Consider the following 26078-nt stretch of genomic DNA (forward strand, 5'->3'; position numbering starts at 1 on the left):
GCTTCGCGCCGGCCGATCTGCGTTTTCCCCAAGATCATGACAGCAATCGGGCGCCGGCTGATCGATCGTATCAATGCGATTGAATTGACAGGCTCCGTGACCCATCTAAAATTGTGGACGGTGCCGCCCCTGCCCGGGCGGCACTTTGATTTTCGGGAAAATCCGAGGCGTCCGGCGGCAGGCCGGTGCCTCATCGCGGAGACGAGAGACGTGACTTCGCCGCTTCTGCAGACCTATGCGCGGGCCGACATCGAATTCGAGAAGGGCGAGGGCGCGTGGCTCGTGACGCGAAGCGGCGAGCGATACCTCGATTTCGGCGCCGGCATCGCAGTCAACGCCCTCGGCCATTGCCATCCGCATCTCGTCGAGGCGCTGACCGCGCAGGCCGGCAAGCTCTGGCACACGTCGAACCTCGTGCGCATCCCCGAGGGCGAGCGGCTCGCCCAGCGGCTGGTCGATGCCACCTTCGCCGACAATGTCTTCTTCACCAATTCCGGCGCCGAGGCGCTGGAATGCGCCATCAAGATGGCCCGGCGCTACCATTCGTCCAAGGGCCAGCCCGAGCGCTTCCACATCGTCACCTTCGAGGGCGCCTTCCACGGCCGCACGCTGGCGACCATCGCCGCCGGCGGCCAGAAGAAATATCTCGAGGGCTTCGGCCCCAAGGTCGAGGGCTTCGACCAGGTCGCCTTCGGCGACTGGGAGGCGCTCGAGGCCGTCGTCGGCCCGCAGACCGGCGCCATCCTCATCGAGCCGATCCAGGGCGAGGGCGGCATCCGCGCCGTTGCGCCCGAGGCGCTGCGCCGCCTGCGCAAATTCTGCGACGAGCGGGGCCTCCTCCTCATCCTCGACGAGGTGCAGAGCGGCGTCGGCCGCACGGGCAAGCTCTTCGCGCACGAATGGGCCGGCATCACGCCGGACATCATGGCGGTGGCCAAGGGCATCGGCGGCGGCTTCCCCATGGGCGCCTGCCTCGCCACCGCCGAGGCGGCGAGCGGCATGACCTATGGCGTGCACGGCACCACCTTCGGCGGCAACCCGCTCGCCATGGCGGTCGGCAATGCGGTGCTCGACGTGGTGCTGGCGCCCGGCTTCCTCGATCAGGTGGCGCAGACCGGCCTGCTCCTGAAGCAGCGCCTTGCCGCGCTCAAGGACAGGCATCCCGGTGTCATCGCCGAGGTGCGCGGCGAGGGGCTGATGCTCGGCCTCAAGCTCGCCGTGCCGAACACGGAATTCGTCGATGCGGCGCGGGCCAACCGGCTCGTCGTCATCGGCGCCGGCGACAACGTGGTGCGGCTGCTGCCGCCGCTCACCATCGGCGAGGCCGAGGTGAGGGAGGCGCTGGAGCGCCTAGAGGCGACCGCCGCCGCCGTCGAGGCCGCCCGCTCGGCCGAGAAGGGAGCAGCGTGATGAGCGGCTCCGTGCGTCACTTCCTCGACCTCACCGATTTCACGCAAGGCGATCTGCGCCAGGTGCTCGACGCCAGCGCGGCGTTGAAGGCCGGGCGCCGCAAGGGCCAGCCGCCGAAGGAGAAGCCGCTCGCCGGCAAGGTGCTGGCGATGATCTTCGACAAGCCGTCGACGCGCACGCGCGTGTCCTTCGACCTCGCCATGCGCGAGCTCGGCGGCGAGCCGCTGATGCTGACAGGCAAGGAGATGCAGCTCGGCCGCGGCGAGACCATCGCCGATACGGCGCGCGTCCTCTCGCGCTATGTCGACGCCATCATGATCCGCATCCTCGACCACGAGGCGATGCTGGAGCTCGCCCGCCATGCCGACGTGCCGGTGATCAACGGGCTGACGAAGCGTTCGCATCCCTGCCAGATCATGGCCGACGTGCTGACCTTCGAAGAGCATCGCGGCCCGATCAAGGGCCGCACCGTCGCCTGGTCGGGTGATGCCAACAACGTGCTCGCCTCCTGGGTGCACGCCGCGGCGCGGCTCGATTTCACGCTCAACATCGCGAGCCCGCCGGAGCTCGCCCCGCCCGAGGAGGTCATCGCCTTCGCCCGGCGGGAGGGCGCGCGCGTCAATGTCACGAGCGATCCCTTCGCGGCGGTGGACGGCGCCGATGCCGTCGTGACCGACTGCTGGGTGTCCATGGGCGACGAGGACGAGGGCCGCCGCCACAACCTGCTCAAGCCCTACCAGGTCAACGGCAAGCTGATGGGCGCCGCTGCCAAGGGCGCCATCTTCATGCACTGCCTGCCGGCGCACCGGGGCGAGGAGGTGACGGACGAGGTGATGGACGGGCCGGCTTCGGTCGTCTTCGACGAGGCGGAGAACCGCCTCCATGCACAAAAGGGTATTCTGGCTTGGTGTCTGGGAGCAATCGCGTAATGGACATGGCTGCGTCGCCGGCCGGCGACGACCGCGTCCTGCCCTTCGCGGTGGAGGGGCTCGACGTGCGCGGCCGCGTGGCCAGCCTCGGGACGAGCGTCGACACGATCATCGCGCGCCACGACTATCCCGCCCCCGTCTCGCGCGTGGTCGGCGAAGCCGTGGTGCTGACGGCGCTGCTCGGTTCGGCGCTCAAGCTCGACGGCCGCTTCCAGCTGCAGACGCGCAGCGACGGGCCGATCGACATGGTCATCGTCGATTTCGATGCGCCGGGCCGGCTGCGCGCCTGCGCCCGCTTCGATGCCGGGCGCCTCGAGGCGGCCATCGCCGAGCGCGCGACGGCGACGGGCGACCTCATCGGCCACGGCCATCTCGCCCTCACCATCGACCAGGGCGGCGACATGAACCGCTACCAGGGCGTGGTGGCGCTCGAGGGGCAGAGCTTCGAGGAGGCGGCGCACCAGTACTTCCGCCAGTCCGAGCAGATCCCGACGCTCGTGCGCCTCGCCGTCGGCGAGGCGCTGGGCGGCGGCGACCATGCCTGGCGGGCCGGCGGCCTCATGGTGCAGTTCCTGCCGCGCTCGGCCGACCGGATGCGCCAGCCGGACCTGGACCCCGGCGATGCGCCCGAGGGGCACGATCCGGCGGCCGGGCCGGACGAGGACGATGCATGGGTCGAGGCCAAGCTCCTCGTCTCCACCGTCGAGGATCACGAGCTGCTCGATCCGACGCTGACGCGCGAGCAACTGCTCTACCGCCTCTTCCACGAGCGCGGCGTGCGCGTCTTCGAGCCGCAGCCGGTCGAGGAGAGCTGCCGCTGCTCGTCCCACCGCATCCTTGCCATGCTCAAGCGCTTCTCGCCCGAGGATCGTGCCGACATGGTGGGGGACGACGGCCGCATCGGCATCACCTGCGAATTCTGCTCGCGCCATTACGACATCGACCCGGCGGATGTCGCGGAGGAAGCCGATGCCGGCTGACGATCGCGGACGTCCGCGGGGCACGGACGGCTATGGCGAGAACGCCGAGGTGCTGGTGGCCCGTTACGAGAGCCTGTCGTTCCTCGACAACCATGCCGACATCCTGCACCTGCTGCCGGCCGCGCCGGCGCGCGTCGTCGATATCGGCGCCGGCTCGGGCCGGGACGCGGCGGGCTTCGCCCGCCTCGGCCACGAGGTCGTCGCCGTGGAGCCGACGGCGGAGATGCGCAGCCGCGGCGAGGAACTGCACCGCGATGTCGCCATCACCTGGCTCGACGATTGTCTGCCGGACCTCGCGGGGCTGCGGCCGATGGGCCCTTTCGACGTCGTCGCCATGACCGCGGTGTGGATGCATCTCGATGCGGCGGAGCGCGAGGCCGCCATGGCCGTGATCGGCAATCTGGTCGCGCCGGGAGGCCTCCTCGTCCTCTCCCTGCGCCATGGCCCGGTGCCGCCCGGCCGCCACATGTTCGCGGTGACGGGCGACGAGACCGTCGCCCTTGCCGCAAGGCACGGCTTCGAGCAGGTTTTCCGGGCGCAGGTCCCGAGCAAGCTCAGCCAGCCGGGCGTGAGCTGGACCAAGCTCGCCTTCCGCAAGCGGCGTGGCTGACGCCGCCTATTGCGCGAGGCTGCGCGCCAGGTCGCGCATGAAGGCGGCGCCCGCCTCCAGTTCCGCGAGCGTGATGTACTCGTCCGCCTGATGCGCCCGGTCGATGGTGCCCGGCCCGCAGACCACGGTGGCGATGCCGGCGTTCTGGAAGTGCCCGGCCTCCGTGCCGAAGGGCACGGTGATGGTGCGGTTGCGGCCGGCAAGGCGCAGCGCCAGCGTCTCGGCGGCCGAGCCTGTGTCGGGCCTGAGGCCGGGAACGGAGACCTCGCACAGGGTTTCGATGCGGCTCGCCGGCGCCGTGCGCCGCATGCGCGCGAGGACCGTCTCGGATACCGCGGCGAAGCGGCGCGGGATCTCCTCAGGGTCGAGATCCGGCAGGCCGCGGAACTCCCAGTGGAAGGTGCAGTTGCGCGCGAGGATGTTGCGCGCCGTGCCGCCGGCGATGGTGCCGATGTGGATCGTCGTATAGGGCGGGTCGAAACGGCCGGACGCGTCGCCGCGCGCCACGAAGTCCTCGGCCATGCGGTTGAGTTCCGCCACGAGGTCGCAGGCGGCCATGACCGCGCTCGCGCCGAGCTCGGGCTTCGAGGAATGCGCCTCGACGCCGTGCACCTGCGTCTCGAAGGTCACGACGCTCTTGTGCGCATCGGCCACCTCGAGGCCCGTCGGCTCGCCGACGAAGACGGCGCCGGGCAGCGGCAGGTCCTTGCCGAAGCAGGCGATGCCGTCGACCACGCCGAGGCAGGTCGTTTCCTCGTCATAGGAGAGGAAGATGTGGATCGGCCGCTTGAGATCCGCGGCCAGGAACTCGGGCACGAGGGCGAGCGCCAGCGCGCAGAAGCCCTTCATGTCCACCGCGCCGCGGCCATAGGCGCGCCCGTCCGCGACGCGCAGGCTGTAGGGATCGCTCGTCCAGGCCTGGCCGGCCACGGGCACGACGTCGGTATGGCCGGAGAGGACGACACCGCCGGGCACGGCCGGGCCGATGGTGGCGAGCAGCGCCGCCTTGTCGCCGGTGGCGTTCGGCAGGCGGATGTACGGCACGCCCCAGCCGTCGAGATAGGCCGCGACGAATTCGACGAGCGCGAGGTTGGACTTGGCGCTCTCGGTGTCGAAGGCGACGAGCCGCGCCAGCATGTCGAGAGGGGAAAGGCGCGTGCCGGTCATGCGGGGCCCGATCGGTTGCTGCTGCGAAGGATCAATGCATGACCCGCCGCACATAGGGGCTGTCCAGCGGGAACAGCGGGATATCCACGGGAAAACGCTCGCCGCGCTGCGTGATCATGTCGTAGGAGCCCGTCATCGTACCGTGGGCCGTCGAGAGGGGGCAGCCGCTGGTGTAGGTGAAGCTCTCGCCCGGCTCGAGGATCGGCTCCTCGCCGATGACGCCGGGGCCGTGCACCTCCTGGGAGCGGCCCTCGCCGTCGGTGATCGTCCAGTGGCGCGTCTTGAGCTGCACGGTCTCGGCGCCGAGATTGACGATCTCGACCGTGTAGGCCCAGAAGAAGCGGCTTTCGCGCGGCGAGGATTCGTCCTCGAGGAAACGCGGCTCGACAGTGACGCGAATTCCCTTCGTTTCGGCCCGGTACATCTCGCAGCTCCGTGAACGTCGCAAACGGACAACGCCCCGTCCGGCGTGGTAAGCGCTAACGGGGCCGAGCGTCAATCGCCCCGCGCGCCGGGGAGGCAGCACGACATGCTCGATGGGATCATGCGCCGTGTCATCGACCCGCCGCTCGCCGTCGCGGGCCGGCGGCTGGCCGCCGCCGGCGTTGCGGCCGATGCGGTGACGCTCGCGGGCTTCGCAGCCGGGCTTGCCGGCGCGGCAGCGGTCGTCCTGCGGCTCGATGTCCTTGCCGCCCTTCTCTTCCTCGCCGGGCGCCTCGCGGACGGCCTCGACGGGGCGATCGCGCGGGCCGGCCGGCGCACCGACCGCGGCGGCTTTCTCGACATCGTCTGCGACTTCGCCTTCTACGGCGCCTTCCCGCTCGCCTTCGCGCTGCGCGATCCCGACGCCAATGCGCTCGCCGCGGCGGCCCTTCTGTTCAGCTTCTACGTCAACGGCGCGACTTTCCTCGCCTATGCGGCGGTGGCGGCCCGGCGGGGATGGGAGACCGAGGCGCGCGGCGTGAAATCCATCTATTTCACGGCCGGCCTCGCGGAGGGTACCGAGACGATCCTCGCCTTCCTCCTCATGCTGGCGCTGCCGCAGCATTTTCCGGTGATCGCCTACGCGTTTGCCGCCATGACGCTGGCGACGGCCCTCGGCCGGGGGCTCGTCGGCTGGCACCGCTTTCGCGATGCCCCGCAGGGGCGCGCTCCGGGCTTTTCCCCGCCGGAACGGGACGATCACGCGCGGCCATAGCCTTTGCGGTGAAAGCGCGCTAATCACGGTGCGCCCGCTCATCGGGCGTTGTCCGTTTGTCCCGCGAGGTTCCTGCGAGGTTTCATGGTCCAGCTCGTTCCCGGCATCCAGCCTGCAGAGACGATCGCCGCCTTCGCCGAGACCGGCGTCATCCGCACCGCGGCGGCCTTCGACGGGGACCAGATCCAGCCGGCGAGCCTCGACCTGCGCCTCGGCGCACGGGCCTATCGTGTCAGGGCGAGCTTCCTGCCCGGCCGCGGCCGCTCGGTGCGCGAGCGGCTCGCGGGCCTCTCCCTGCACGAGATCGACCTGACCCGCGGGGCCGTGCTCGAGACGGGCTGCGTCTACATCGCCGAGCTGCAGGAGGGGCTTGCGCTGCCTGCCGGGCTCGCCGCCGCGGCCAACCCCAAGAGCTCGACGGGCCGCCTCGACGTCTTCACCCGCGTCATCGCCGACCACGGCCGTGAGTTCGACGTCATCGACGCCGGCTACGAGGGGGCGCTGTTCGCCGAAATCTCGCCGCGCACCTTCCCGGTGCTGGTGCGCCAGGGTTCGCGCCTGTCGCAGCTGCGCTTCCGCCACGGCGCCTGCCGTCTGACCGATGCGGAGCTCACGGCCCTGCACGAGGAGGAGCGGGTAGTCACCTCGCACGAGCCCTCGATCCAGGCCGGCGTCGCCGTCAGCGTCGACCTCGCCGGTTTCGGCGAGCGCCGCCTCGTGGGCTATCGCGCCAAGCGCCACACTGGCCTCGTCGATGTCGACAGGCCCGGCGCCTATCAGGCGAGCGCCTTCTGGGAGCCGCTCTATGCCGGCGGCCAGGGCGAGCTCATCCTCGATCCGGGCCAGTTCTACATCCTCGCCTCCAAGGAAGCCGTGCACGTGCCGCCGGACTACGCGGCCGAGATGGTGCCCTTCGATCCGCTGGTCGGCGAGTTCCGCGTGCACTACGCGGGCTTCTTCGATCCCGGCTTCGGCCATGCCGGGGCGGGCGGCTCGGGCGCCCGCGCCGTGCTCGAGGTGCGCTCGCGCGACGTGCCCTTCATCCTGGAGGACGGGCAGATCGTGGGCCGCCTCGTCTACGAGCGCATGGCCGCCCGCCCGGCCGTGCTCTACGGCGCCGGCGCCGGCTCGCACTATCAGGCGCAGGGGCTGAAGCTCTCCAAGCACTTCGTCATGGACGTGTGACCGGCCGGCCTGTGGCGCCGGAGCGCGGCGCGGAGGCCGCGCCGCCGGCGGGGCTGTGATATCAGGCCTTCTTCTCACCATAGTAGTAATTCGCCTGCTTGCCGAAGACCAGGCCGCGCAGGGTGCGGCGCATGCCCTCCGAGCGTCGCAGCGGCTCGATGACAGCGCGCATGGCCCGGTAGGCGGCGACCTTCACGCCGTCCATCAGCGGGCTGGTCCCCGGCGCGGGCTGCGGAAACCCATATTTGCGCAGCAGGCCGTTGGCGCGCAGCAGGGTGTTGAGACGCTCCGCCCGCGGCGACTTCCAGGTGATGGCCATGGAGACGGAATGGCCGTCGCCGGTGCGCACCCAGTGCGGCCACAGGTGAGGCACGAAGAGCCCGTCGCCGGCCTGGAGCGAAAAGACCTGCGCCTTCTCCTCGTGGCGCGGGTCGTAGCGCTTGTTGCGGTGCTTGGAGGGCAGCATCTCCAGTTCCTCGTCGCTCAGCAGCGAGCGGTCGCGGTTGTCGAAGATGTGGAAGAACTTCGGCCCGCGGATCTGGACGAAGAAGTTCTCCTCCGGGTCGACATGGAAGGGCGTGGTCGCATTCGCGGAGGCGACGAAGACGAAGCCCTGGATGTCGTGGAAGCCTGCCTCCTCCAGGGAGCCGTGGCCGAGCTTCTCGGCGACGCCGGTCAGCACCTCCTCGAGGAGCGCGCGATAGGCCGGCTCCACCTCGACGCGCTTCAGCACCATCCAGGCGTTGCACTGCTCGATGCGGTGCACGACCTCCTCGGCCGGCATGTCGAGCGTCGGCACGTCTTCCGGCTTGACGCCCGGCGCGACATCGCCGGCGTTATACTCCACCCGGTCGCGCGGCAGCGTCTTGGCGAGGCGGGCGAGCGTGGTGAGCGAGAACAGCGGGTGGTCGGCGAGATTGTGGCGCGTGGCGAAGGGCTCGCGCGGGAAGCGGCTGGAAAAGTCGGCCTCGGTGGCGGTGATCTCGGCAATCATGGCTGTCAGTATCCCTTCAGGCGGTAGTAGACGTGCTTGGCCGCGCCGCGCAGGCGGCGACGCAGGTGCTCGAGGCGGGCGACGGCGGCCGGGAGGCCGTGGCCCTCCGGACGCAGGCCGATGAAGAGATCGGCGACGGCCATCCGTTCCGGCCACAGGTGGTCGATCATCGGATAGTCGGCGATGGCGCAGGAATCGGTGCGTTCCACCGTCGGGCGCTCGAGCTGGGACCGGGTGAGGGCCAGCGTCAGCTGAACCCCGGGCGAGAAGCGGGCGAACTGCTCGTCGTAGGCGATCTTCCAGAACCAGCTGTGGCTGCCGGCATCCAGCAGGAGGCCCGCGGCGACGGGTGTCGCGCCCGCGCGCAGCATGACGACCCGGCAGCGGCCTTCGCTGGCGAGCAGCCGCGTCATGGTGCGCACGAAGGTGGCCGTGCCGTTGGATTGCAGCAGGGCCGTACCGCGTTCCGCCTTCCAGCCGGACGCCTCGAGCGCGAGGAACATCTCGGTGGCGTCGCGCACGGCCTGCGGCTCGCTCGCCGTCTCGATGTGCACCTCGCCGAGGTCGCCGAGCCGGCGCAGCTGGCGGCGCAGTTCCTTCAGCTTCTTGCTCGGCAGACCCGCTGCCTGGAACGTCTCGGGGTCGTGCCCGCCGTTGAGCACGGCCCGCTCGTGACGGTCGAAGGGGCGAACCGGCAGGCCGCGGGCCTGGGCGGCGGCCGTGAGCGTCCGCGCCACCGCCCCCTCCGCCGGAAGCAGCGGGAACAGGATGCCGCCGGCCAGCGCGGCGCGCTCCGCCATGTGGTCGAGGAACGCGCCGGCGACGGCCGGGGCGTCGTCCGCATCGATCAGCGGCGTATCGAGGCCGCAGAACGGCATGTGCCACATGCGCGACACGCCGGGTACATCGATCCGCCGGCCGTCGGCGAGGAAGAGGCCGAGGAGATCGCGCGGCTCACGGCCGCTGTCCCGCCAGACGAGCACCGCGCCGGTGTGCTGTTCCGAGGCGATGTGCAGCGCGGCGGTGAGCGCGAAGGCGCGCTCGGTGAAGATGTTGCGCTCCAGCGCCCGGCGGGCGAGGTCGTCCCAGGCCTCCGCGAGGTCAGACAGTCCTGCAACGGGCCGCCGCTCGATGACGAAACGGCCGCCGGAGGCGGCTGTGAGGCCCGCAACAGGCCTTGTGGTGCCGCGCGCCGCGGGCGGCTTCTTGGGGATGTCCTGCAAGCGACGAGCGGCGTTGGATGTCATGCCGGCTGTTCCGATCTGCAACTTTTTGTCCCACCACGAAACGGGTCCGGCCGTCGTGCGGCCGGCTACGGGGGCTGTTGCATGGATCGTGCCGGCGTGAAGGCCGGGAGTGCCGTTCGGCGTCAGCGCGCGTGGTCGATGGCTGGCCGCGGATCTGTGGTCGTCTGCGCATCCGGCACATCCGACGCGGGCGCGCCGTAAAGCTTGTAGAGCTGTCGCGCGGCGCCGAGGCCGATGACGACCACGATGACGATGTAGGCGATGAGCCACAGACGCCGCTCGCGGCGACTCTCCCAGCCCGGCGGAACATTGGACGGATCGTCCATCGGCGCACCTCCGGCTGCAGCATGGCAGAGGCGTGGCGCCATCCGCAACGAGGCCGAGCCAGGAAGTTCGGCCAGGAAGCTGGGCCAGAAAATCGGCCAAGGAAACGGGGCAAGGAAAGCGGGGATGTATTGCCCTCGCCACGAAGCCCCATGGTGACAGCTGCGCCGGAACCGGCTATGGAAAGGCGTCGCCATCGTTGCATTGGAACGAATGCGCGACAGGCCGCACACAGGCTTCGCGGGTGTAGTTCAGTGGTAGAACGACAGCTTCCCAAGCTGTATGTCGAGGGTTCGATTCCCTTCGCCCGCTCCAAAAAATCAAGGAAATTAATTCCCCGGCTCCCGTCCCGTTCTCGTGGAGATCGGAGCGGAACGGGGCCATGAGGATCTGGATCGGGCAGGTCGGGACAAAATGTCCCGAAAACCCGCAGTGGCTGTCGGCTTGTTGCGCAGCGCTCAGAGCAGGGCTGGCTGTCGGCGCTCCGGCTGCGGTCCCTTCGCGGAGATGATCAGCTCCCTCCCATGCCGTGGCCCGGTGCGCACCCTAGAGGCCAAGCCATTTGTTGAGGATGCTGTAGCCGATGGGGCCATACCGGCGCTCGAGGGGCTCCAGAAGTTCATAGGTGGTCGTGCCCGGATGCAGTCGATCCAGAACTTCCTGCCGATCCTCGGGTCGCACGGTGACGAGCGTTCCATCCGGCCGCGTGACTGTCCAAACCTGCAGTGGTTGGGACGGGGGGCGCTGCCTCGTCGTTGGCGGCTCGTCCGTAAGTCCCAACGCCCACCTGAACTGGTCCGTTCTTTCCATGATGCGCCGTTCGGATTGAACCAGCGGATAGCTCACGTTGAGCCGCTTCGCGAGGTCTTTCGACTCGATCCACGGGCGCTCCTTTAATCCTTCCCTGATCTTCTGGCGATCTGGTCCGATCTCTTGAGTTCCGCCGTAAGCGGCTGCCGTGACAAGCCCGCATCGAAGAAAGGCTTGTCGCCTCTCCCAAACGGTATGTTCGCTGACGTTGTTTGCGCGCGCGAGCTCTTTGTTATTCTGTTCCGGATTATCCAATATGGCTTGTTCCAAATGCGTCAGCATGGGACGTATTCGGGAAAGCTGCACATCATACGCATCGAGTTCGCGCTGGATCGCAGCCGCAACGCTGGTTCCGGCCGCCTCCGGCGAAGTATCATGCGGCATACCCCGGTCCACCCGGTCCGGCGCAGCCGAGGCATGCGACGGACGGGACGCCTGTCGGGGCAATTGTTGATTGGGCATGGACTGTTCGAGGAGAGCCCGACTCGTGCTGGGCGCAGCCGGGCTCGACGGCGCGCGGGCACTCGCAGGTGATAAGGCTGCCCCTCGCCATGCATCCGGCTGAGACCTGCTCGCTCTCGGATGATCGGGCGAGATCTCGGCAGCCCGCCACCTCTCGCCTCCCGAGGCCGCATTCAAATCCCGGGAAGGACCATAGGCAGGCGGTGAAACAGGAGGGGTCAGCCCACTTTCATGCGGCATGTCCGGTGCAAGCAATACAAGGGGCGGAAATTCGGGGGACGCCTGGAAGGCCTGGGTAGGTTTGGGAGGTCTCGTCTGGCCGACGGGCGGGCTGCGATCCATGATTCTAAGCCTATAAACTGGTCAAAATGATAATCCATGTATGTGTCAATGAAGTTGTAGGCCGCTATTAGGAAAATGGGAAAAGAGGTTTCGTGGTTCAAATGCAATGCAATATATTTGCCATGTGAGCTTTCTCTCTTGAGATTCGCAAGCTCAGCCTCTTGGTGCGATGCCGGATAGGCCGCCTGTTGAAGTCACAATTTGAGCCTGTGGTAGGCGCGTTTTGCCGCGGCGCGGAGCGCCCGCCGCATCAGCTCGAGGCGCAGGGCCGTCCAGGTCCGGGCGTCGCCCGCCGGGCGCAGGCCGATGAAGAGATCCGTGACCGCCATGCGCTCGCGCCAGAGATGGTCGATCATCGGATGGTCGGCGATGGCGCAGGAATCCGTGCGGGTAAGGGTGGTCTCGGCCAACTGTCGGTGGGTCAGCGCGAGCGTGAGCTGCACGCCCGGGGAGAAGCGCGCGAAACGCTCGTCATAGGCGATCTTCCAGAACCAGGCCTGGTCGCCGCTCTGCAGCACGAGCGCTGCCGCCACCGGCATCTCGTCGACCGAGAGCGTCTCGACATGGCAGCGTCCCTCGCGCGCCAGCAGTCGGGTCATGGACCGCACGAAGGTGGCCGTGCCGTGGTCCTGCACGAGGGCGGTGCCGCGCGCGCCCTTCCAGCCCGAGGCCTCGAGGCCGAGGAACACCTCGGTCGCGTCCCGCACGCCCTGCGGGTCACGCGCTTCCTCGATCCGCACCCGGCCGTGGTCGCCCAGCCGGCGCAGCTGGCGGCGCAGGTCCTTCAGCTTCTTCGCCTTGAGGCCGGCGTGCAGGAGCCGTTCGGCATCCTGACCGCCATTGAGGACGGCGCGCTCGTGCCGGTCGAGCATGTGCACCGGCAGGCCCCGGGTGCGGGCGGCCTCCGCAAGCGCCGTCGCCACCGAGCCCTCGGCGGCCAGCATCGGCAGGACGAGGCCGGCGCCGGCGCGTGAGCGGCGGGAGAGGTGGTCGAGCAAAGCGGCGGCCACGGCGCCGCCATCATCGGCATCGATCAGCGGCGTGCCGAGGCCCGAGAGCGGCACGTGCCAGCCGCGGAGGAGGCCGGGCGCGCCAAGGCGCCGGCGCGCGGCGAGCAGGAGGAGGCCGGCGAGCTGCCGCTCGGCGTCGCGCTCGCGCCAGACGAGGACGGCGCAGGTGCCCTGCGCCCCGGCGAGGTGCTGCATCGCGGCGAGGGCGAACGGCCGCTCGGCGAACACGTTGCGCTCCAGCGCGCGGCGGGCGAGATCGTCCCAGGCCTCGGCGATGTCGCCGAGCTCGGTGCCGGCGCGCTCCTCGACCACGAGACTGCCCGCATCGGCATCGCACGGCTTTTCGCCCTTGCCGGGCGTGGACGGACGCGGCGAGCCGGCGGGGGCGATCACCGCGCCGAATCTGAAACGGACGACATTCGGTTCCATGGCGGCCCTGTCCCGCTTCTGCCCCTGGCGTCCCGTCGCGGGACGGATGTCGCCGTCGTGGAGCGGTCGATCATCCCAATAGCAGGGGGCGTGCCGGAAAGGCGCGCCGAAGGATCAGCGGTTTCCGCCGATGGCGAGCGGATTGTCGGTGAGCGCCTGGGCATCGGGCGTGTCGACCGCAGGCGTGCCGTCGAAGGCGCCCCACAGGCGCCTGACGAAGCTCTCGTCGAGGTCGCGCAGGATGAAGACGATGCGCGTGCGCCGGTCCCCGTCCGGCCAGGCGTCGAGCACCACCGGCGGGTGGAAGATATGTTGCACGCCATGGATGACCACCGGGTGCTCCGGCTCCTCCTTCACGGCGACGAGGCCCTTGACGCGCAGCAGGTTGGGCCCGTGCACCGAGCGCAGCAGGTCGAGAAAGAGGTCGAAGGAGGGGGCCGGGATCGGCCGGTCGCTGGTCAGGCAGAAGGCGCGGATACGCGCGTCGTGCCGGTTGACGTCGTGATGGTGGTGGCCGTGGCTGTGGCCGTGATCGTCGTGATGATGATGGTCATGATCAGGGTGGCCATGGTGATCGTGCCCGTGGCCATGATGATGCGCCTCCTCGAAGGCCTCGGCGCCGAGCCAGCGGGCGACGTCGCCGATCTTGCCATCCGGGCAGTAGAGGCCGTGGTCGAGAAGGCGTTCGGCGGTCGCGGCGGCATCGTCCACGCGCACGATGTCCGCCGCGGGGTTGAGGGCGGCAAGACGCGCCGTGAGCCGCTTCAGGCTGTCCGGGCTGCCCTCCGGCAGCAGATCGGCCTTGGTCAGGACGAGGCAGTCGGCCACGGCGGCCTGTTTCACCGCCTCCTCATGCGCATCGAGCGTCGCCTCGCCGTTGACAGCGTCGACGAGCGTCACGACCCCGTCGAGCGCATAGCGCATCGACAGGTAGGGGTGGCGCAGGATCGTGTGCAGGATGGGAGCGGGATCGGCGAGACCCGTGGTCTCGATGACGACGCGGCGGAAGGGTCGGATGCGGCCGTTGTCGCGCCGGCGCAGGAGGTCCTCCAGCGTCCCCACGAGATCGCCGCGGATGCTGCAGCACAGGCAGCCCGCCGCCATCAGTACGAGGTCCTCGTCGACCTTCTCGACGAAGAGGTGATCGAGCCCGATTTCGCCGAATTCGTTGATGACGACGATGGTGTCCGCCATCCACGGGTCGCGCAGCAGCCGGTTGAGCAGGGTCGTCTTCCCCGCCCCGAGGAAGCCGGTGACGACATTGAGCGGGATCGGCGCCGGACGGCCGGGCTGGGCAGCGGTCATGGAAAGAAAGTCCCGCATGGCTGGCGGGCCACCGGCCGTGCCGGCGGTCGCGTCAAACATTCCACGCCGCCGGCCCTGCGCCGGCGGCAATGTTCTACTATTACATTTGTCGCGCGATGGACAAGCGCAAGACCGGGCGAGCGCTGCCTGCGCGCGACCGGTCGGGCCGCTAATTGCCGCTCACCTTCCGGGCCGGCGGTGTCTTCTGCACGGCCTTTTTCGCAGGGGCCTTCGTCTTGATGGCGGGGCGCGGCGGCGGTCGCACGGCGCCCTGCAGCACCATCGGCCCACTGCCGCTGAGCGTGGTGCCCTCGGCCTCCTGCGGCGCGAAGGCGCGGGCGGCGGTCGGCGTCGCGGCCGGCGGCGTCGCGGCGACGGCGGCCGGGGCTGCTTTGGAGCCCGGGGCGCGGCCGACATAGACGTCGATGGGCGTCGTCGGCTCCCGCGGCCCGAGCGTGCCCGGCTTGTCGCCCATGACCTTGGAGAGGCCGGGGGAGGGCGAGAAGATATTGAACAGGCCGGCGTTCGCCTCGACCGGCTGGATCTCGTCGCCATCCTCGCCGACCGTGCCGCGGTTGCGGCCGCATACCGCCTCGCGCATGTCGGGCGGGGACGTGTAGGAGGCGGGCATGGCCTCCAGGCTCGAGCCGCCCCAGCCGGCGCTGGCGAAGCCCTTGTCGAAGAGCGCCGCGGCGCGGATCGTACGCTCGGTGGCATTGTGCGCGCCGAGCACCACGGTGATGAGGGTGCGCCCGCCCCGCGTCGCCGTGGCGACCACGTTGAAGCCCGAGGCGCAGATGAAGCCGGTCTTCATGCCGTCGGCGCCCGGATAGCGGCCGATGAGGCCGTTGGTGTTGCGCATGATGCGCTTGCCGAAGCGGATCGCCCCGATGCCGAAATAATCCTTGTACTGCGGAAATTCCGTCAGCAGCGCCCGGGCCAGCACGGCCATGTCGCGGGCGCTCGTGCGCTGGCGCTCGTCGGGCAGGCCGTGCGGGTTGACGAAATAGCTGTCGTGCATGCCGAGCCGGCTGGCGGAGGCATTCATCATGCCGGCGAAGTTCTCGACCGAGCCGCCGACCCCCTCCGCGAGCGCCACGGCCATGTCGTTGGCTGACTTGACCATGATCATCTTGAGGGCGTTGTCGACCGTCACCTCGGTGCCCGGCTTGAAGCCCATCTTGGAGGGGATGACGGCCGTGGCCGTCGCGCTCACCGCCAGCGGCGTCTCGAAGGTGACGCGCCCGGCGCGGATCTCACTGAGCACGACATAGGTCGTCATCAGCTTGGTGATCGAGGCCGGATACCAGGCGAGCGTCGCATCCTCCGCGTGCAGCACGCGGCCGGAACTGGCATCCACCACGATGGCGGGCGCGGCGAGCGCCATGGACGCCGAGAAAAAGAGTGCCGCAAGGCCGGAAAAAAGAGGTGCAGCCGTTCGCGAGAAGAGAGCGGATGTCATGTCGAACCTGTCCGGGTCGCCTGCCGGCGCATGGCCGACACCGTGGTGCGATGCGGCCCGAAGCAGTCCTCCCGGGCTTTCAAACCCGGAAGGCAAGCGTTTTCGCTGGTCAGTCGTAACCTGTATCGTCTGATTTGCATAGGGTCGCAGCCGCCTGTAGACAGCAATTGCGGCAGCGTCCGGGCGGACGGTGGCGTCTTCCACACCCCGTATCACCGGACGTCCATCGTGGTCACAGCCCTTCTGTGGATCCCCGCCACCATCGCGGCCGCGGCCGCGCAGACCCTGCGCAACGCCATGCAGCGCAGCCTGACCGATGTGCTCGGCACGGTCGGCGCGACGCAGGTGCGCTTTCTCTACGGCTTTCCTTTCGCCCTTCTCTTCCTCGCGCTCGTCACCGTCGTGACGGGGGAGGTTGTGCCGGCGCCGGGCGCGGGCTTCCTCGCCTTTGTCACGGGCGGGGCGCTGGCCCAGATCGCGGCGACGGCGCTCATGCTCGCCGCCATGCGCCGCGAGGGCTTCGCCGTCACCATCGCCTATACCAAGAGCGAGCCGGTGCAGGTCGCCCTCTTCGGCCTCATCGTCCTCGGCGACCGGCTGACCTTGCTCGGCGCCGGCGCGGTCGTCGTCGCGACGCTCGGCGTCGTCATGATGTCGGTGAAGCCGGGCAGCCGCCTCACCTCCCTTGCCCGCGGCGGGCCGGCGCTCGCCGGCATCGCCTCCGGCGCGTGTTTCGCGCTCGCCGCCATCGGCTTCCGCGGCGCCATCCTCGCCCTGCCGGAAGGCTCGTTCCTGGTGCGGGCGACGACGACGCTCGTCTTCGGGCTCGGCATCCAGACGCTGGTGCTCCTCGCCTATCTCGCCCTCTTCGACAGGGGCGCGCTCATCGGCAGCTTCCGGGCCTGGCGGCCGTCGCTCTTTGCCGGCTTCATGGGCGCGCTCGCCTCGCAGTTCTGGTTCGTCGGCTTCTCGCTCACGAGTGCAGCCAACGTGCGCACCCTCGCCCTCGTCGAGGTGTTCTTCGCCCAGATCGCGGCGCGGCGCCTCTTCGCCCAGTCGGCGTCGCGGCGCGAGATCGCCGGCATGCTCCTCGTCTGCCTCGGCGTCGCCATGCTCTTCGCCGCACAGTGATATGAGCGATAATCGGGTTGCGACCCGTCATAGGCGGGTGCACAGTGCGCCGCACAATGATGGGAGGATGACAGAAATGACCGCGGCAATCGTCGGCTGGGCCCACACGCCGTTCGGCAAGCTCGACACCGAGAGCGTCGAGAGCCTCATCGTCCGCGTCGCCAACGAGGCGCTCGCCCATGCCGGCATCGGCGCCGACGATGTCGACGAGATCGTGCTCGGCCATTTCAACGGCGGCTTCTCGCAGCAGGACTTCACGGCCTCGCTCGTGCTGCAGGCCGATCCCGCGTTCCGCTTCAAGCCGGCGACGCGCGTCGAGAACGCCTGCGCCACCGGCTCGGCCGCCGTCCATCAGGGCCTCAAGACCATCGCCGCCCGCGATGCGCGCGTCGTGCTCGTCGTCGGCGTCGAGCAGATGACGACGACGCCCGGGCCCGAGATCGGCAAGAACCTGCTCAAGGCCTCCTATCTCAAGGAGGAGGGCGACATCACCGGCGGCTTCGCCGGCGTCTTCGGCAAGATCGCCGGTGCCTATTTCCAGCGCCACGGCGACCAGTCCGACGCGCTCGCCATGATTGCGGCCAAGAACCACAAGAACGGCGTCGACAATCCTTATGCCCAGATGCGCAAGGATCTCGGCTTCGACTTCTGCCGCGCCGAGAGCGAGAAGAACCCCATCGTCGCCGGGCCGCTGAAGCGCACCGACTGCTCGCTCGTCTCCGACGGCGCGGCCGCCATCGTCCTCGCCGACATCGAGACGGCCTTGAGGATGCGCCGGGCCGTGGCCTTCCGCGGCACGGCCCATGCACAGGACTTCCTGCCCCTGTCGCGCCGCGACATCCTGAAGTTCGAGGGCTGCACCAGGGCTTGGGGCGAGGCGCTCGATCGCGCCGGCCTGACGCTCGACGACCTGTCCTTCGTCGAGACGCACGACTGCTTCACCATCGCCGAGCTCATCGAATACGAGGCCATGGGCCTCGTGCCCGAGGGCGAGGGTGCTCGGGCCATCAAGGAAGGCTGGACGGAGAAGGGCGGGCGCCTGCCGGTCAATCCCTCCGGCGGCCTCAAGGCCAAGGGCCATCCCATCGGCGCGACGGGCGTCTCCATGCACGCGCTCTCCGCCATGCAGCTGTGCGGCGAGGCCGGGGGCATCCAGGTGCCTGGCGCAACCCTCGCCGGCATCTTCAACATGGGCGGGGCGGCGGTCGCCAACTATGTCTCGGTGCTCGAGCGCATCAAGTAACGGCATCGCCTGCCGGCGGTCAGGGGCGCCTCGGGCGCCCCTTTGCATTCCAGGGGCCGATGCCCATATCCTGTGGGCGACTTCCCGCCGAAGCCGAAGATGTTCTGCCGAGGATCATTCCCCCGGCGCCCGCGTGGTCACGGCCAGCGCGTGCATGCCCTTGGCGAACTCCTCGGCGAGCAGGGCGTTGACCATGCGGTGGCGTTCGACGCGGCTCTTGCCGGCGAAGGCCGGGGAGGTGATATCGACACGGAAATGCGTCTCGCCACCCTCGCGCCAGCCGGAATGGCCGATGTGGTTGTCCGATTCGTCCGTGACCGTGAGGTGGGTGGGGGCGAGCCCCGCCGTGAGTTTGGCGCCGATGGCGTCCTTCATGCCCATGAGTGAACCCTGCATTGCAACGCCGCTGTGTCTCCGCGGCACTTGTTCTGATAACCGCGTCTCACATAAGCTCTGAGCCATGAATCTCAACTCGCCCCTCTTCGACCGCATCCGTGTCCGCCCCGCGGCGGAGGAGACGACGCGTCGCGACGAGCCGGCGTGCGAGCATCCGGGCTGCACGGGCCTCGGCCTGCATCGGGCGCCGAAGGGGCGCGGGCAGGAGGGCCAGTACTTCCGCTTCTGCCTCGAGCATGTGCGCGCCTACAACCAGTCCTACAACTACTTTTCCGGCATGAGCGAGGATGCCGTCGCCGCCTACCAGAAGGATTCGGTCATCGGCCATCGGCCGACGTGGAAGATGGGCGTCAATGGCGCCGCGCGCATGCGCTCCGCCGCCTATGCCAAGGCCGAGGACGAGGCGGAGGTGGTCGATCCGTTCGACTTCTTCGCCGGCGCGCGCGAGGCGCAGGGCACGACCCGCCGCACCGAGCCGGCCCGGCGCCTGTCCGCGCCGGCTGCCCAGGCGCTCGACACCCTCGGGCTCGACGAGACGGCCGATGCGCCTGCCATCAAGGCGCGCTACAAGCAGCTGGTGAAACGTTTTCACCCCGACGCCAACGGCGGCGACCGGTCCTTCGAGGCGCGGCTGCAGGAGATCATCCGCGCCTACAACACCCTGAAGACGGTCGGATTGTGCTGAACCACCTGTCGTCGTGATGGTCATGATGACGCATGGTGATTTGTGCGCGCCGGCGCGAGCCTATATCGAGTGCAATATCGATATATTTGGGCTTGCCCGCGGGCGGAGGCGGTGAAACTCTGCCGCGACACGGCGGGAAGTCCCGCCGATTGTGAGGAGCCATGCAAGCGACCACTGAAACGGGTGCGAACCTGCCCGACATGAAGCTGTCCGTGCGGCAGGTTTTCGGCATCGACACCGATCTCGAGGTGCCGGCCTATTCGACGCCCGAAGAACACGTTCCCGACCTCGATCCCGACTATCTCTTCGACCGGGAGACGACGCTCGCCATCCTCGCGGGCTTTGCCCGCAACCGCCGTGTCATGGTCACCGGCTATCACGGCACCGGCAAGTCGACGCATATCGAGCAGGTCGCGGCGCGCCTCAACTGGCCCTGCGTGCGCATCAATCTCGACAGCCATGTCAGCCGCGTCGATCTCGTCGGCAAGGACGCGATCGTGCTCAAGGAAGGCAAGCAGGTCACCGAATTCCAGGACGGCATCCTGCCCTGGGCGCTGCAGCACAACGTCGCCCTCGTCTTCGACGAATATGACGCCGGCCGCCCGGACGTGATGTTCGTCATCCAGCGCGTGCTGGAATTATCCGGCAAGCTGACGCTGCTCGACCAGAAGCGCGTCATCCGCCCGCACCCGGCCTTCCGCCTGTTCTCCACGGCCAATACCATCGGCCTCGGCGACACCTCGGGCCTCTACCACGGCACGCAGCAGATCAACCAGGGCCAGATGGACCGCTGGTCGATCGTGACGACGCTCAACTACCTGCCGCACGACAAGGAAGTGGCGATCGTCCTCGCCAAGGCCAAGCACTACCAGAGCGGTGAGGGTCGCGACATCGTCAACAAGATGGTGCGGCTGGCGGACTTGACGCGCAACGCCTTCATCAATGGCGACCTGTCGACGGTCATGAGCCCGCGCACGGTCATCACCTGGGCCGAGAACGCGGACATCTTCGACGACATCGGCTTCGCCTTCCGCGTCACCTTCCTCAACAAGTGTGACGAGCTGGAGCGGCCGCTGGTGGCGGAGTTCTACCAGCGCTGCTTCGGCAAGGACCTGCCGGAATCGGCCGTCAACGTCGCCCTGAGCTGACGGGAGGCGAGAGGGCAGCGCCGTGAGCATCTCGAACCGCAAGCCCGCCACCTCGAAGGAGGGGCCGAGCGAGCCGCTGAAACGCGCCGTCGCCGGCACGATGCGGGCCATCTCCCGCCGGCCGGAGCTCGATGTCGCCTTCGCCGTCGACCGGCCGGCGCTCGTCGGCGAGCGTGCCCGCCTGCCCGAGCCTCCGCGCCGCATGAGCGAGGCGGATGCCGCCATCCTGCGTGGCCACGCCGATGCCATGGCGCTCCGGCTCGCCTGCCACGACGAGGCCGTGCACCGCCGCTTCGCCCCGGACGGGCAGGCTGCGCGGGCGCTGTTCGATGCCGTCGAGCAGGCGCGTGTCGAGGCCATCGGCGCGCGGCGCATGAGCGGCGTCGCCGCCAATCTCACGGCGATGCTCGAGGACCGCTGCCACCGCGCCAACATGCAGGACGTCGCCGATCGCAGCGACGCGCCCATCGAGGAGGCCGTCGCCATGATCGTGCGCGAGCGGCTGACCGGCCAGCGCCCGCCGCCGTCCGCGCGCAAGCTGGTCGACATCTGGCGCGACGTGGTGGAGGACAAGGCGAGCCGCGAGCTCGACAGGCTGGCGTCCTCGGTGGAGGACCAGCGCCTGTTCGCCCGCGGCGTGCGCGACATCCTCGTCAGCCTGGACATGGCCGACGAGACGGACCTCGACGCCGAGGACGAGGCGGACGACGACAGCGAGGACAAGTCCGACCAGCAGCAGGACGAGAACGAGGGCGAGGGCGAGCGCCAGTCGCAGGACGAGGGCGGCGAATCGGAGAGCGCCGCCGAGGCCATGCAGGAGCTCGAGGAGGGCATGAGCGAGGCCGCCGAGGCGCCCTCCGGCGAGATGCCCGACGATGCCGACGTCTCGGAGGCGGATGATGCCGGTGAATCCCGCCGCCCGCCGACATCGCTGTCCAACGAGCCGCGCGGCCCCGAGTACAAGGCCTTCTCGACGCGCTTCGACGAGACGGTTGCCGCCGAGGAGCTCTGCGATGCCGAGGAGCTGGCGCGGCTGCGCGGCTATCTCGACAAGCAGCTCGCCAATCTGCAGGGCGTCGTGGCGCGTCTCGCCAACCGCCTGCAGCGGCGCCTTCTCGCCCAGCAGAACCGCGCCTGGGAATTCGACCTCGAGGAGGGCATGCTCGACCCCGCGCGCCTGCCGCGCGTGGTGACGGACCCCTTCCAGCCGCTCTCCTTCAAGCGCGAGAAGGACACCGACTTCCGCGACACGGTGGTGAGCCTGCTCATCGACAATTCGGGCTCCATGCGCGGGCGGCCGATCACGGTGGCCGCAACCTGCGCCGACGTCCTCGCCCGCACGTTGGAGCGCTGCGGCGTCAAGGTGGAGATCCTCGGCTTCACGACGCGTGCCTGGAAGGGTGGGCAGTCGCGCGAGCTGTGGCTGCAGTCGGGCAAGCCGGGCAACCCCGGCCGCCTCAACGACCTGCGCCACATCGTCTACAAGGCGGCCGACGCGCCCTGGCGCCGCGCCCGGCGCAACCTCGGCCTGATGATGCGCGAGGGCCTCCTCAAGGAGAACATCGACGGCGAGGCGCTGGACTGGGCGCACAAGCGCCTCCTGGCGCGGCCCGAGCAGCGGCGCATCATGATGGTGATCTCGGATGGCGCGCCGGTCGACGATTCGACCCTATCCGTCAATCCGGGCAACTATCTCGAGCGCCACCTGCGCCACGTCATTGCCGAGATCGAGGAGCGCTCGCCCGTCGAGCTCATCGCCATCGGCATCGGCCACGACGTCACCCGCTACTACCGCCGGGCGGTCACCATCGTCGATGCCGAGGAACTCGGCGGCGTGATGACCGAGAAGCTCGCCGAGCTGTTCGACGAGACGGCGAGCCGTGCCGCACCCGTCGCCGGCCGGCGCCAGCGCCTCCACGCATGAGATGGCCACGGCCGACGCGCCGCGCCCTCCTCGGGGGCGGGCTGGCGGCCGCGGGCCTCGCCGCCTTCGGGCTGCACCGCGTCAATGCCCGCCCGCCGGTGCCGGACGGGCCGGTGCGCCTCAATGTCGAGGCGCGCCGCATCGACGCCTTCCGTCCGGGCGATCCCGGCCGCCAGCGCTTCGGGGCGCTCGTCTTTCGCGGCGGGCTGCAGCTCAAGGCGGGCTATGAAGGGTTCGGCGGCTTTTCCGGCCTCGCCTTCGCGGACGACGGCCGGCTCGTCGCGATCTCCGATGCGGCCGAGTGGCTCGTCGCCCGGCCGGAGCGCCAGGGCGATCGCCTCGTCGGCCTCGCCGAGGTGGTGATGGCGCCGATGCTCGCCGGCAACGGCGTGCCGCTGGCGGCAACCTCGGCTTACGACACCGAGAGCCTCACGATCGCCGGCGGCACCGCCTATGTCGGCGTCGAGCGCGTGCACCAGATCCTGAAGTTCGACTGGGCCCGGTCGGGCGTCGCGGCACGCGCCGAGCGTGTTGCCGTGCCGGACGAGGCACGTCGCCTGCCCCGCAACCGCGGGCTCGAGGCCATCGGCGTCGCGCCGCGCGGCAGCCCCGTCGCCGGTGCCATCGTCGCCATTGCCGAGCGCTCGGGCGAGGACGAGACGGCCGGCTTCATCATCGGCGGGCGGCGGCCCGGCCGGTTCGCGTTCGGCCGGCGGGACGGCTTCGACGTGACGGATCTCGCCTTCCTGCCCGGCGGCGATCTGATCGTGCTGGAGCGGCGCTACGTGCCGCCCTTCAGCATCGGCATGCGCATCCGGCACATCGAGGGACGGGCGCTCGTGCCGGGCGCCGTCCTCGACGGCACGGCGCTCATCGAGGCGGACAACGGCTACGAGATCGACAACATGGAGGGGCTCGCCGTGCGCCGCGGCGCCGCGGGCGAGACCATCCTCACCGTCATCTCCGACAACAATTTCTCGATGATGCAGCGCACGCTGCTGCTGGAATTCGCCCTGGCATCCTAGTGTCAAGAGGCGCGGGCCTCGACCGCAGGCCGCACGAGGCCCATGAGGGCACCGTAGGGCACCAGCATGGCGAGCGCCATCACGACCTTGACGAGGAAGTCGCACACCGCCCAGCCGATCCAGACGGGAACGGTCGTCGAAAGCGGCCCGCCGCCATAGGTGGCGAGATCGGTCACATCGCCCGCGAAGGCGAGCGTGAAGAACAGGGCCGTGTCGAGCGCCGAGCCGAGGAGGCTGCCGGTCAGCGGCGCCTTCCACCACGCGAGCCGGCGCAGGCGGTTGAACACGCCGATGTCGAGCAGTTGCCCGACGAGGAAGGCGGTGCCCGACGCGAAGGCGATGCGCGGGCTCGCGGCGACGACGGAAGCCGCCAGCGCCAGCACGAAGCCGACGATGACGAGGCGGCGCGCCGTCGCGGCGCCATAGCGGCGGTTGGTCAGGTCGGTGACGAGGAAGGCGACCGGATAGGTGAAGGCGCCCCAGGTCAGGTAATCCTCGAGGCCCCAGGGCGTGAAGGGGTGCTGCACCGCGACGTTGGAGGCGAGCACCACCAGCGCCATGGCGGTGACCGGCGCCCACAGGCGGCGCGTCTGCGCCGGCAGGATGGGGCGTCGATCACGGTCCATGGCCGGCTCCTCTCACCAGTCGCGGGCGTCCAAACGCAAACGGGCGGCCGTGAGCCGCCCGCAGGAAGACTGGCGCGCCGGCCTTATTCGGCGGCGGCGAGCTTCTTCTCGACCTCGCGCTTGAGCACGCGGGCGCCCTGCGACAGGTCGCCCTCGGAGGCCTTGACGAGGAAGGCATCGAGGCCGCCGCGGTGCTCGACCGAGCGCAGGGCGGCAGCGGCGATGCGCAGGCGAACGGCGCGGCCGAGCGCATCCGACTGCAGCGTGACGTTGCACAGGTTCGGCAGGAACCGGCGCTTGGTCTTGCGGTTCGAGTGGCTCACGAGGTGGCCGGTCAGAACCGCCTTGCCCGTCAGTTCACAACGGCGTGCCATGATTATTCGTCCTCAACGCTACAGGTGCCGCCGACCAGGCAAAGCCCCATGACCGGCAACCGTCGCCGGCGGCTGGGCACCACATGTCCCGAGAAAGTCGCGGGTGTATAGTGGACTTCGCCTGTGTTCGTCAAGGACGTGAACGCGCCCATCTCGCCAAATGGCGCAGGAAGCGCCACGATTCGGACTGATTCGCAGGCCAGTAAGGACGAGCGGGCATCCGGGGTTCGACATGCAGGCGCGCTACCGATCGACGCGGTGGAAGTCTCTTCCCCGCATGCTGGGCCGCTCCGGCTGGAGCATGGCCTGTCTTCGCGCGTCCGCGGGCGCGTCCCTTGCCTTGGCAGCCTTCGTGGCGCCGGCCGCGGCCGGCACGGTCGAGGCGAGATACGACATTTCGCTGATGGGCTTCAAGATCGGCGTGGCCACCGTCAAGGCGGATATCGACGGGGATCGCTACGACCTCTCGATCTGGGCCAAGCTCACCGGCCTTGCCGGGGTCATGACCAGCGGCAAGGGCGCCGCCACGGCGACGGGGAGCGTGGCCAGCAGCCGTCCCGCCCCGGGCACCTTCGCCATCACCACCGCGGGCTCCGAAAAATCCATCACCGTGCGCATGGCGATGTCCGGCGGCGCCGTCCAGGCCGTCGAGGTCAATCCGGAGATCGAGCCGCACCCCGACCGAATCGCCGTCACCGATGCGCATCGGCGCAACGTGCTCGATCCGGTCAGTGCCCTCTTGATGCCCGTCTCGGCCACGCTGTCGCCGACGAATGCCGCGAGCGCGGGCCCGAACGCCTGCCGGCGCACGCTGCCCATCTTCGACGGGGCCGCCCGCTACGACGTCACCCTGTCGCCGAGGACGGTGCGCACGGTGAACGCCAACGGCTATCAGGGTCCTGTCGCGGTCTGCGACGTGCGCTATTCCGCCATCGCCGGGCACCGCGCCAACCGCAAGGTGACCAAGTTCATGGAAGAGAACAGGGACATGCAGGTGTGGCTCGCGCCGCTCGCCGGCACGCGCCTGTTTATGCCCTACCGCATCGCCGTGCGCACGCCCATCGGCCTCAGCGAGATCGAGGCGACGAGCCTGACCATGGACGGCGTCCCGCTTGGGCGGGACATGTCGCCGGTGCGCGCCCAGAACTGAGGCGGTTGCGGGCGGGACCGGCGCTTCACGGTTCTGCGAGCGAGGCATACGTGCGGCCCCGATTCCTGTTCCATTTCAGCACGTCGCGGTAAACGCGTGGCGTCCCTCGGGCCGTGGTGCCCTCGTGGCGCCGATGGCGGCTTGTGCTCTCTTGCGGGAGGCGGCCACAATATCTTGTGGGGACCGGATCGGGAACGGCGCCTTCGCAGTGATTCGTCGCATCTCTGTTCCCGTTTCGGCCTGATCGTTAACGTCCCGGACGCTCACGGCTCTCCGGCGCGTTAAGGATCGCCGGCTGCAGGAAGCCTCTGCCCGTTAACCGTTCCGCGTGCTTCATCGCGCCGCGGCAGGACCTTCGATGGCGGGCATTTGTGGCGCAGGGCAGGTGCGGCCACCATATGTCGTAGCGAACGAATCCTGATTCTCCACGAGTCAGCGATTCGGGCTCCCTTCGTTCGCGGCCTGTTCGCATCGTTAAAAAGCGAGCGGGCGGGCGTTCCGCTGTGGTACAG

General features: G+C 69.3%; 25 protein-coding genes and 1 tRNA gene. 14 read left to right on the forward strand and 12 right to left on the reverse strand.

All coding sequences use genetic code 11. The features are described from left to right. Positions 1–210 precede the first annotated feature (210 nt). Genes GGR16_RS20935 through GGR16_RS20950 form a run of 4 tightly spaced genes read left to right on the forward strand, consistent with a single transcriptional unit; the run spans position 211 to position 3929 of the window. The gene (locus GGR16_RS20935; RefSeq protein WP_183317941.1) at positions 211–1410 is read left to right on the forward strand and encodes an acetylornithine transaminase; all 1200 of its coding nucleotides are present in this window, start codon (positions 211–213) and stop codon (positions 1408–1410) included. Continuing rightward, complete coding sequence (gene argF / locus GGR16_RS20940) at positions 1410–2339, forward strand: ornithine carbamoyltransferase (RefSeq protein ID WP_053193562.1); 930 nt, start codon at positions 1410–1412, stop codon at positions 2337–2339. The genes GGR16_RS20935 and argF overlap by 1 nt, the downstream gene beginning before the upstream one ends. After that, a complete protein-coding gene (locus GGR16_RS20945) occupies positions 2339–3319 on the forward strand; it encodes an Hsp33 family molecular chaperone (protein ID WP_183317943.1) in 981 nt (326 codons plus the stop codon). Before argF ends, GGR16_RS20945 begins: the two co-directional genes overlap by 1 nt. Next, positions 3309–3929, forward strand: coding sequence for a class I SAM-dependent methyltransferase (locus GGR16_RS20950; protein WP_183317945.1), 621 nt, complete (start codon positions 3309–3311; stop codon positions 3927–3929). The genes GGR16_RS20945 and GGR16_RS20950 overlap by 11 nt, the downstream gene beginning before the upstream one ends. 6 nt (positions 3930–3935) lie before the next feature. Here GGR16_RS20950 and argE read toward each other — a convergent pair whose 3' ends face one another. After that, complete coding sequence (gene argE, locus GGR16_RS20955) at positions 3936–5096, reverse strand: acetylornithine deacetylase (protein WP_053193565.1); 1161 nt, start codon at positions 5094–5096, stop codon at positions 3936–3938. A 31-nt stretch (positions 5097–5127) separates the two neighbouring features. Beyond that, positions 5128–5520, reverse strand: coding sequence for a Co2+/Mg2+ efflux protein ApaG (apaG, locus tag GGR16_RS20960; RefSeq protein ID WP_019403756.1), 393 nt, complete (start codon positions 5518–5520; stop codon positions 5128–5130). Positions 5521–5625: 105 nt separating this feature from the next. Between apaG and GGR16_RS20965 the strand changes: the two genes are divergently transcribed. Together GGR16_RS20965 and GGR16_RS20970 are read left to right on the forward strand one after the other, a co-directional pair. Continuing rightward, positions 5626–6294 carry a CDP-alcohol phosphatidyltransferase family protein gene (locus GGR16_RS20965; RefSeq protein ID WP_053193569.1) on the forward strand — a complete coding sequence of 223 codons (669 nt, stop codon included), beginning with the start codon at positions 5626–5628 and terminating at the stop codon, positions 6292–6294. Positions 6295–6378: 84 nt separating this feature from the next. Further along, the gene (locus GGR16_RS20970) at positions 6379–7479 is read left to right on the forward strand and encodes a 2'-deoxycytidine 5'-triphosphate deaminase (RefSeq protein WP_019403758.1); all 1101 of its coding nucleotides are present in this window, start codon (positions 6379–6381) and stop codon (positions 7477–7479) included. A 61-nt stretch (positions 7480–7540) separates the two neighbouring features. Here GGR16_RS20970 and GGR16_RS20975 read toward each other — a convergent pair whose 3' ends face one another. The 3 genes from GGR16_RS20975 to GGR16_RS20985 all read right to left on the reverse strand — a co-directional run bounded on the left by GGR16_RS20975 (position 7541) and on the right by GGR16_RS20985 (position 10046). Beyond that, positions 7541–8473, reverse strand: a complete 933-nt coding sequence (locus GGR16_RS20975; protein WP_019403759.1) for a cupin-like domain-containing protein — start codon at positions 8471–8473, stop codon at positions 7541–7543. 5 nt (positions 8474–8478) lie between these two features. Then, complete coding sequence (locus GGR16_RS20980; RefSeq protein WP_246373225.1) at positions 8479–9720, reverse strand: GNAT family N-acetyltransferase; 1242 nt, start codon at positions 9718–9720, stop codon at positions 8479–8481. 122 nt (positions 9721–9842) lie between these two features. Continuing rightward, entirely contained in the window at positions 9843–10046 is a 204-nt protein-coding gene (locus GGR16_RS20985; RefSeq protein WP_019403761.1) for a hypothetical protein, read from the reverse strand. Between the two features lie 238 nt (positions 10047–10284). Between GGR16_RS20985 and GGR16_RS20990 the strand changes: the two genes are divergently transcribed. Then, positions 10285–10359 (forward strand) — tRNA-Gly (locus tag GGR16_RS20990). A gap of 231 nt (positions 10360–10590) precedes the next feature. Here GGR16_RS20990 and GGR16_RS20995 read toward each other — a convergent pair. The 4 genes from GGR16_RS20995 to GGR16_RS21010 all read right to left on the reverse strand — a co-directional run bounded on the left by GGR16_RS20995 (position 10591) and on the right by GGR16_RS21010 (position 15864). Next, positions 10591–11316, reverse strand: coding sequence for a hypothetical protein (locus tag GGR16_RS20995; protein ID WP_156332724.1), 726 nt, complete (start codon positions 11314–11316; stop codon positions 10591–10593). Between the two features lie 536 nt (positions 11317–11852). Continuing rightward, on the reverse strand, positions 11853–13097 hold the full coding sequence (locus GGR16_RS21000; protein WP_183317947.1) for a GNAT family N-acetyltransferase: 1245 nt from the start codon (positions 13095–13097) through the stop codon (positions 11853–11855). 114 nt (positions 13098–13211) lie between these two features. Then, positions 13212–14402, reverse strand: a complete 1191-nt coding sequence (locus GGR16_RS21005) for a CobW family GTP-binding protein (protein ID WP_210289653.1) — start codon at positions 14400–14402, stop codon at positions 13212–13214. Positions 14403–14571: 169 nt separating this feature from the next. Beyond that, positions 14572–15864: a D-alanyl-D-alanine carboxypeptidase family protein gene (locus GGR16_RS21010; RefSeq protein WP_082312473.1), complete on the reverse strand. Its 1293-nt coding sequence runs from the start codon at positions 15862–15864 to the stop codon at positions 14572–14574. Between the two features lie 225 nt (positions 15865–16089). Between GGR16_RS21010 and GGR16_RS21015 the strand changes: the two genes are divergently transcribed. Together GGR16_RS21015 and GGR16_RS21020 are read left to right on the forward strand one after the other, a co-directional pair. Continuing rightward, positions 16090–16995 carry a DMT family transporter gene (locus GGR16_RS21015; protein WP_183318090.1) on the forward strand — a complete coding sequence of 302 codons (906 nt, stop codon included), beginning with the start codon at positions 16090–16092 and terminating at the stop codon, positions 16993–16995. A gap of 76 nt (positions 16996–17071) precedes the next feature. Further along, positions 17072–18238, forward strand: coding sequence for an acetyl-CoA acetyltransferase (locus GGR16_RS21020; protein ID WP_019403766.1), 1167 nt, complete (start codon positions 17072–17074; stop codon positions 18236–18238). A gap of 114 nt (positions 18239–18352) precedes the next feature. On the opposite strand, the gene GGR16_RS21025 is transcribed toward GGR16_RS21020, so the two are convergent. Continuing rightward, a complete protein-coding gene (locus GGR16_RS21025; RefSeq protein WP_019403767.1) occupies positions 18353–18619 on the reverse strand; it encodes a BolA family protein in 267 nt (88 codons plus the stop codon). 79 nt (positions 18620–18698) lie between these two features. Between GGR16_RS21025 and GGR16_RS21030 the strand changes: the two genes are divergently transcribed. From GGR16_RS21030 to GGR16_RS21045, 4 genes are all read left to right on the forward strand, one after another. Continuing rightward, on the forward strand, positions 18699–19319 hold the full coding sequence (locus GGR16_RS21030) for a J domain-containing protein (RefSeq protein WP_019403768.1): 621 nt from the start codon (positions 18699–18701) through the stop codon (positions 19317–19319). Between the two features lie 161 nt (positions 19320–19480). Further along, complete coding sequence (gene cobS, locus GGR16_RS21035) at positions 19481–20467, forward strand: cobaltochelatase subunit CobS (protein WP_183317950.1); 987 nt, start codon at positions 19481–19483, stop codon at positions 20465–20467. Positions 20468–20489: 22 nt separating this feature from the next. After that, a complete protein-coding gene (gene cobT / locus GGR16_RS21040) occupies positions 20490–22391 on the forward strand; it encodes a cobaltochelatase subunit CobT (RefSeq protein ID WP_183317952.1) in 1902 nt (633 codons plus the stop codon). After that, positions 22388–23416, forward strand: a complete 1029-nt coding sequence (locus GGR16_RS21045; RefSeq protein ID WP_183317954.1) for an esterase-like activity of phytase family protein — start codon at positions 22388–22390, stop codon at positions 23414–23416. The genes cobT and GGR16_RS21045 overlap by 4 nt, the downstream gene beginning before the upstream one ends. Positions 23417–23418: 2 nt before the next feature. Here GGR16_RS21045 and GGR16_RS21050 read toward each other — a convergent pair whose 3' ends face one another. Together GGR16_RS21050 and rpmB are read right to left on the reverse strand one after the other, a co-directional pair. After that, on the reverse strand, positions 23419–24042 hold the full coding sequence (locus tag GGR16_RS21050) for a queuosine precursor transporter (RefSeq protein WP_019403772.1): 624 nt from the start codon (positions 24040–24042) through the stop codon (positions 23419–23421). An 83-nt stretch (positions 24043–24125) separates the two neighbouring features. Then, a complete protein-coding gene (gene rpmB / locus GGR16_RS21055) occupies positions 24126–24416 on the reverse strand; it encodes a 50S ribosomal protein L28 (protein WP_019403773.1) in 291 nt (96 codons plus the stop codon). Positions 24417–24756: 340 nt separating this feature from the next. Between rpmB and GGR16_RS21060 the strand changes: the two genes are divergently transcribed. Further along, entirely contained in the window at positions 24757–25566 is an 810-nt protein-coding gene (locus GGR16_RS21060) for a DUF3108 domain-containing protein (RefSeq protein ID WP_183317957.1), read from the forward strand. Positions 25567–26078: the final 512 nt, after the last annotated feature.

Origin of the sequence: Chelatococcus caeni, assembly GCF_014196925.1 — a bacterium.
Classification (GTDB): Bacteria; Pseudomonadota; Alphaproteobacteria; order Rhizobiales; family Beijerinckiaceae; genus Chelatococcus_A; species Chelatococcus_A caeni.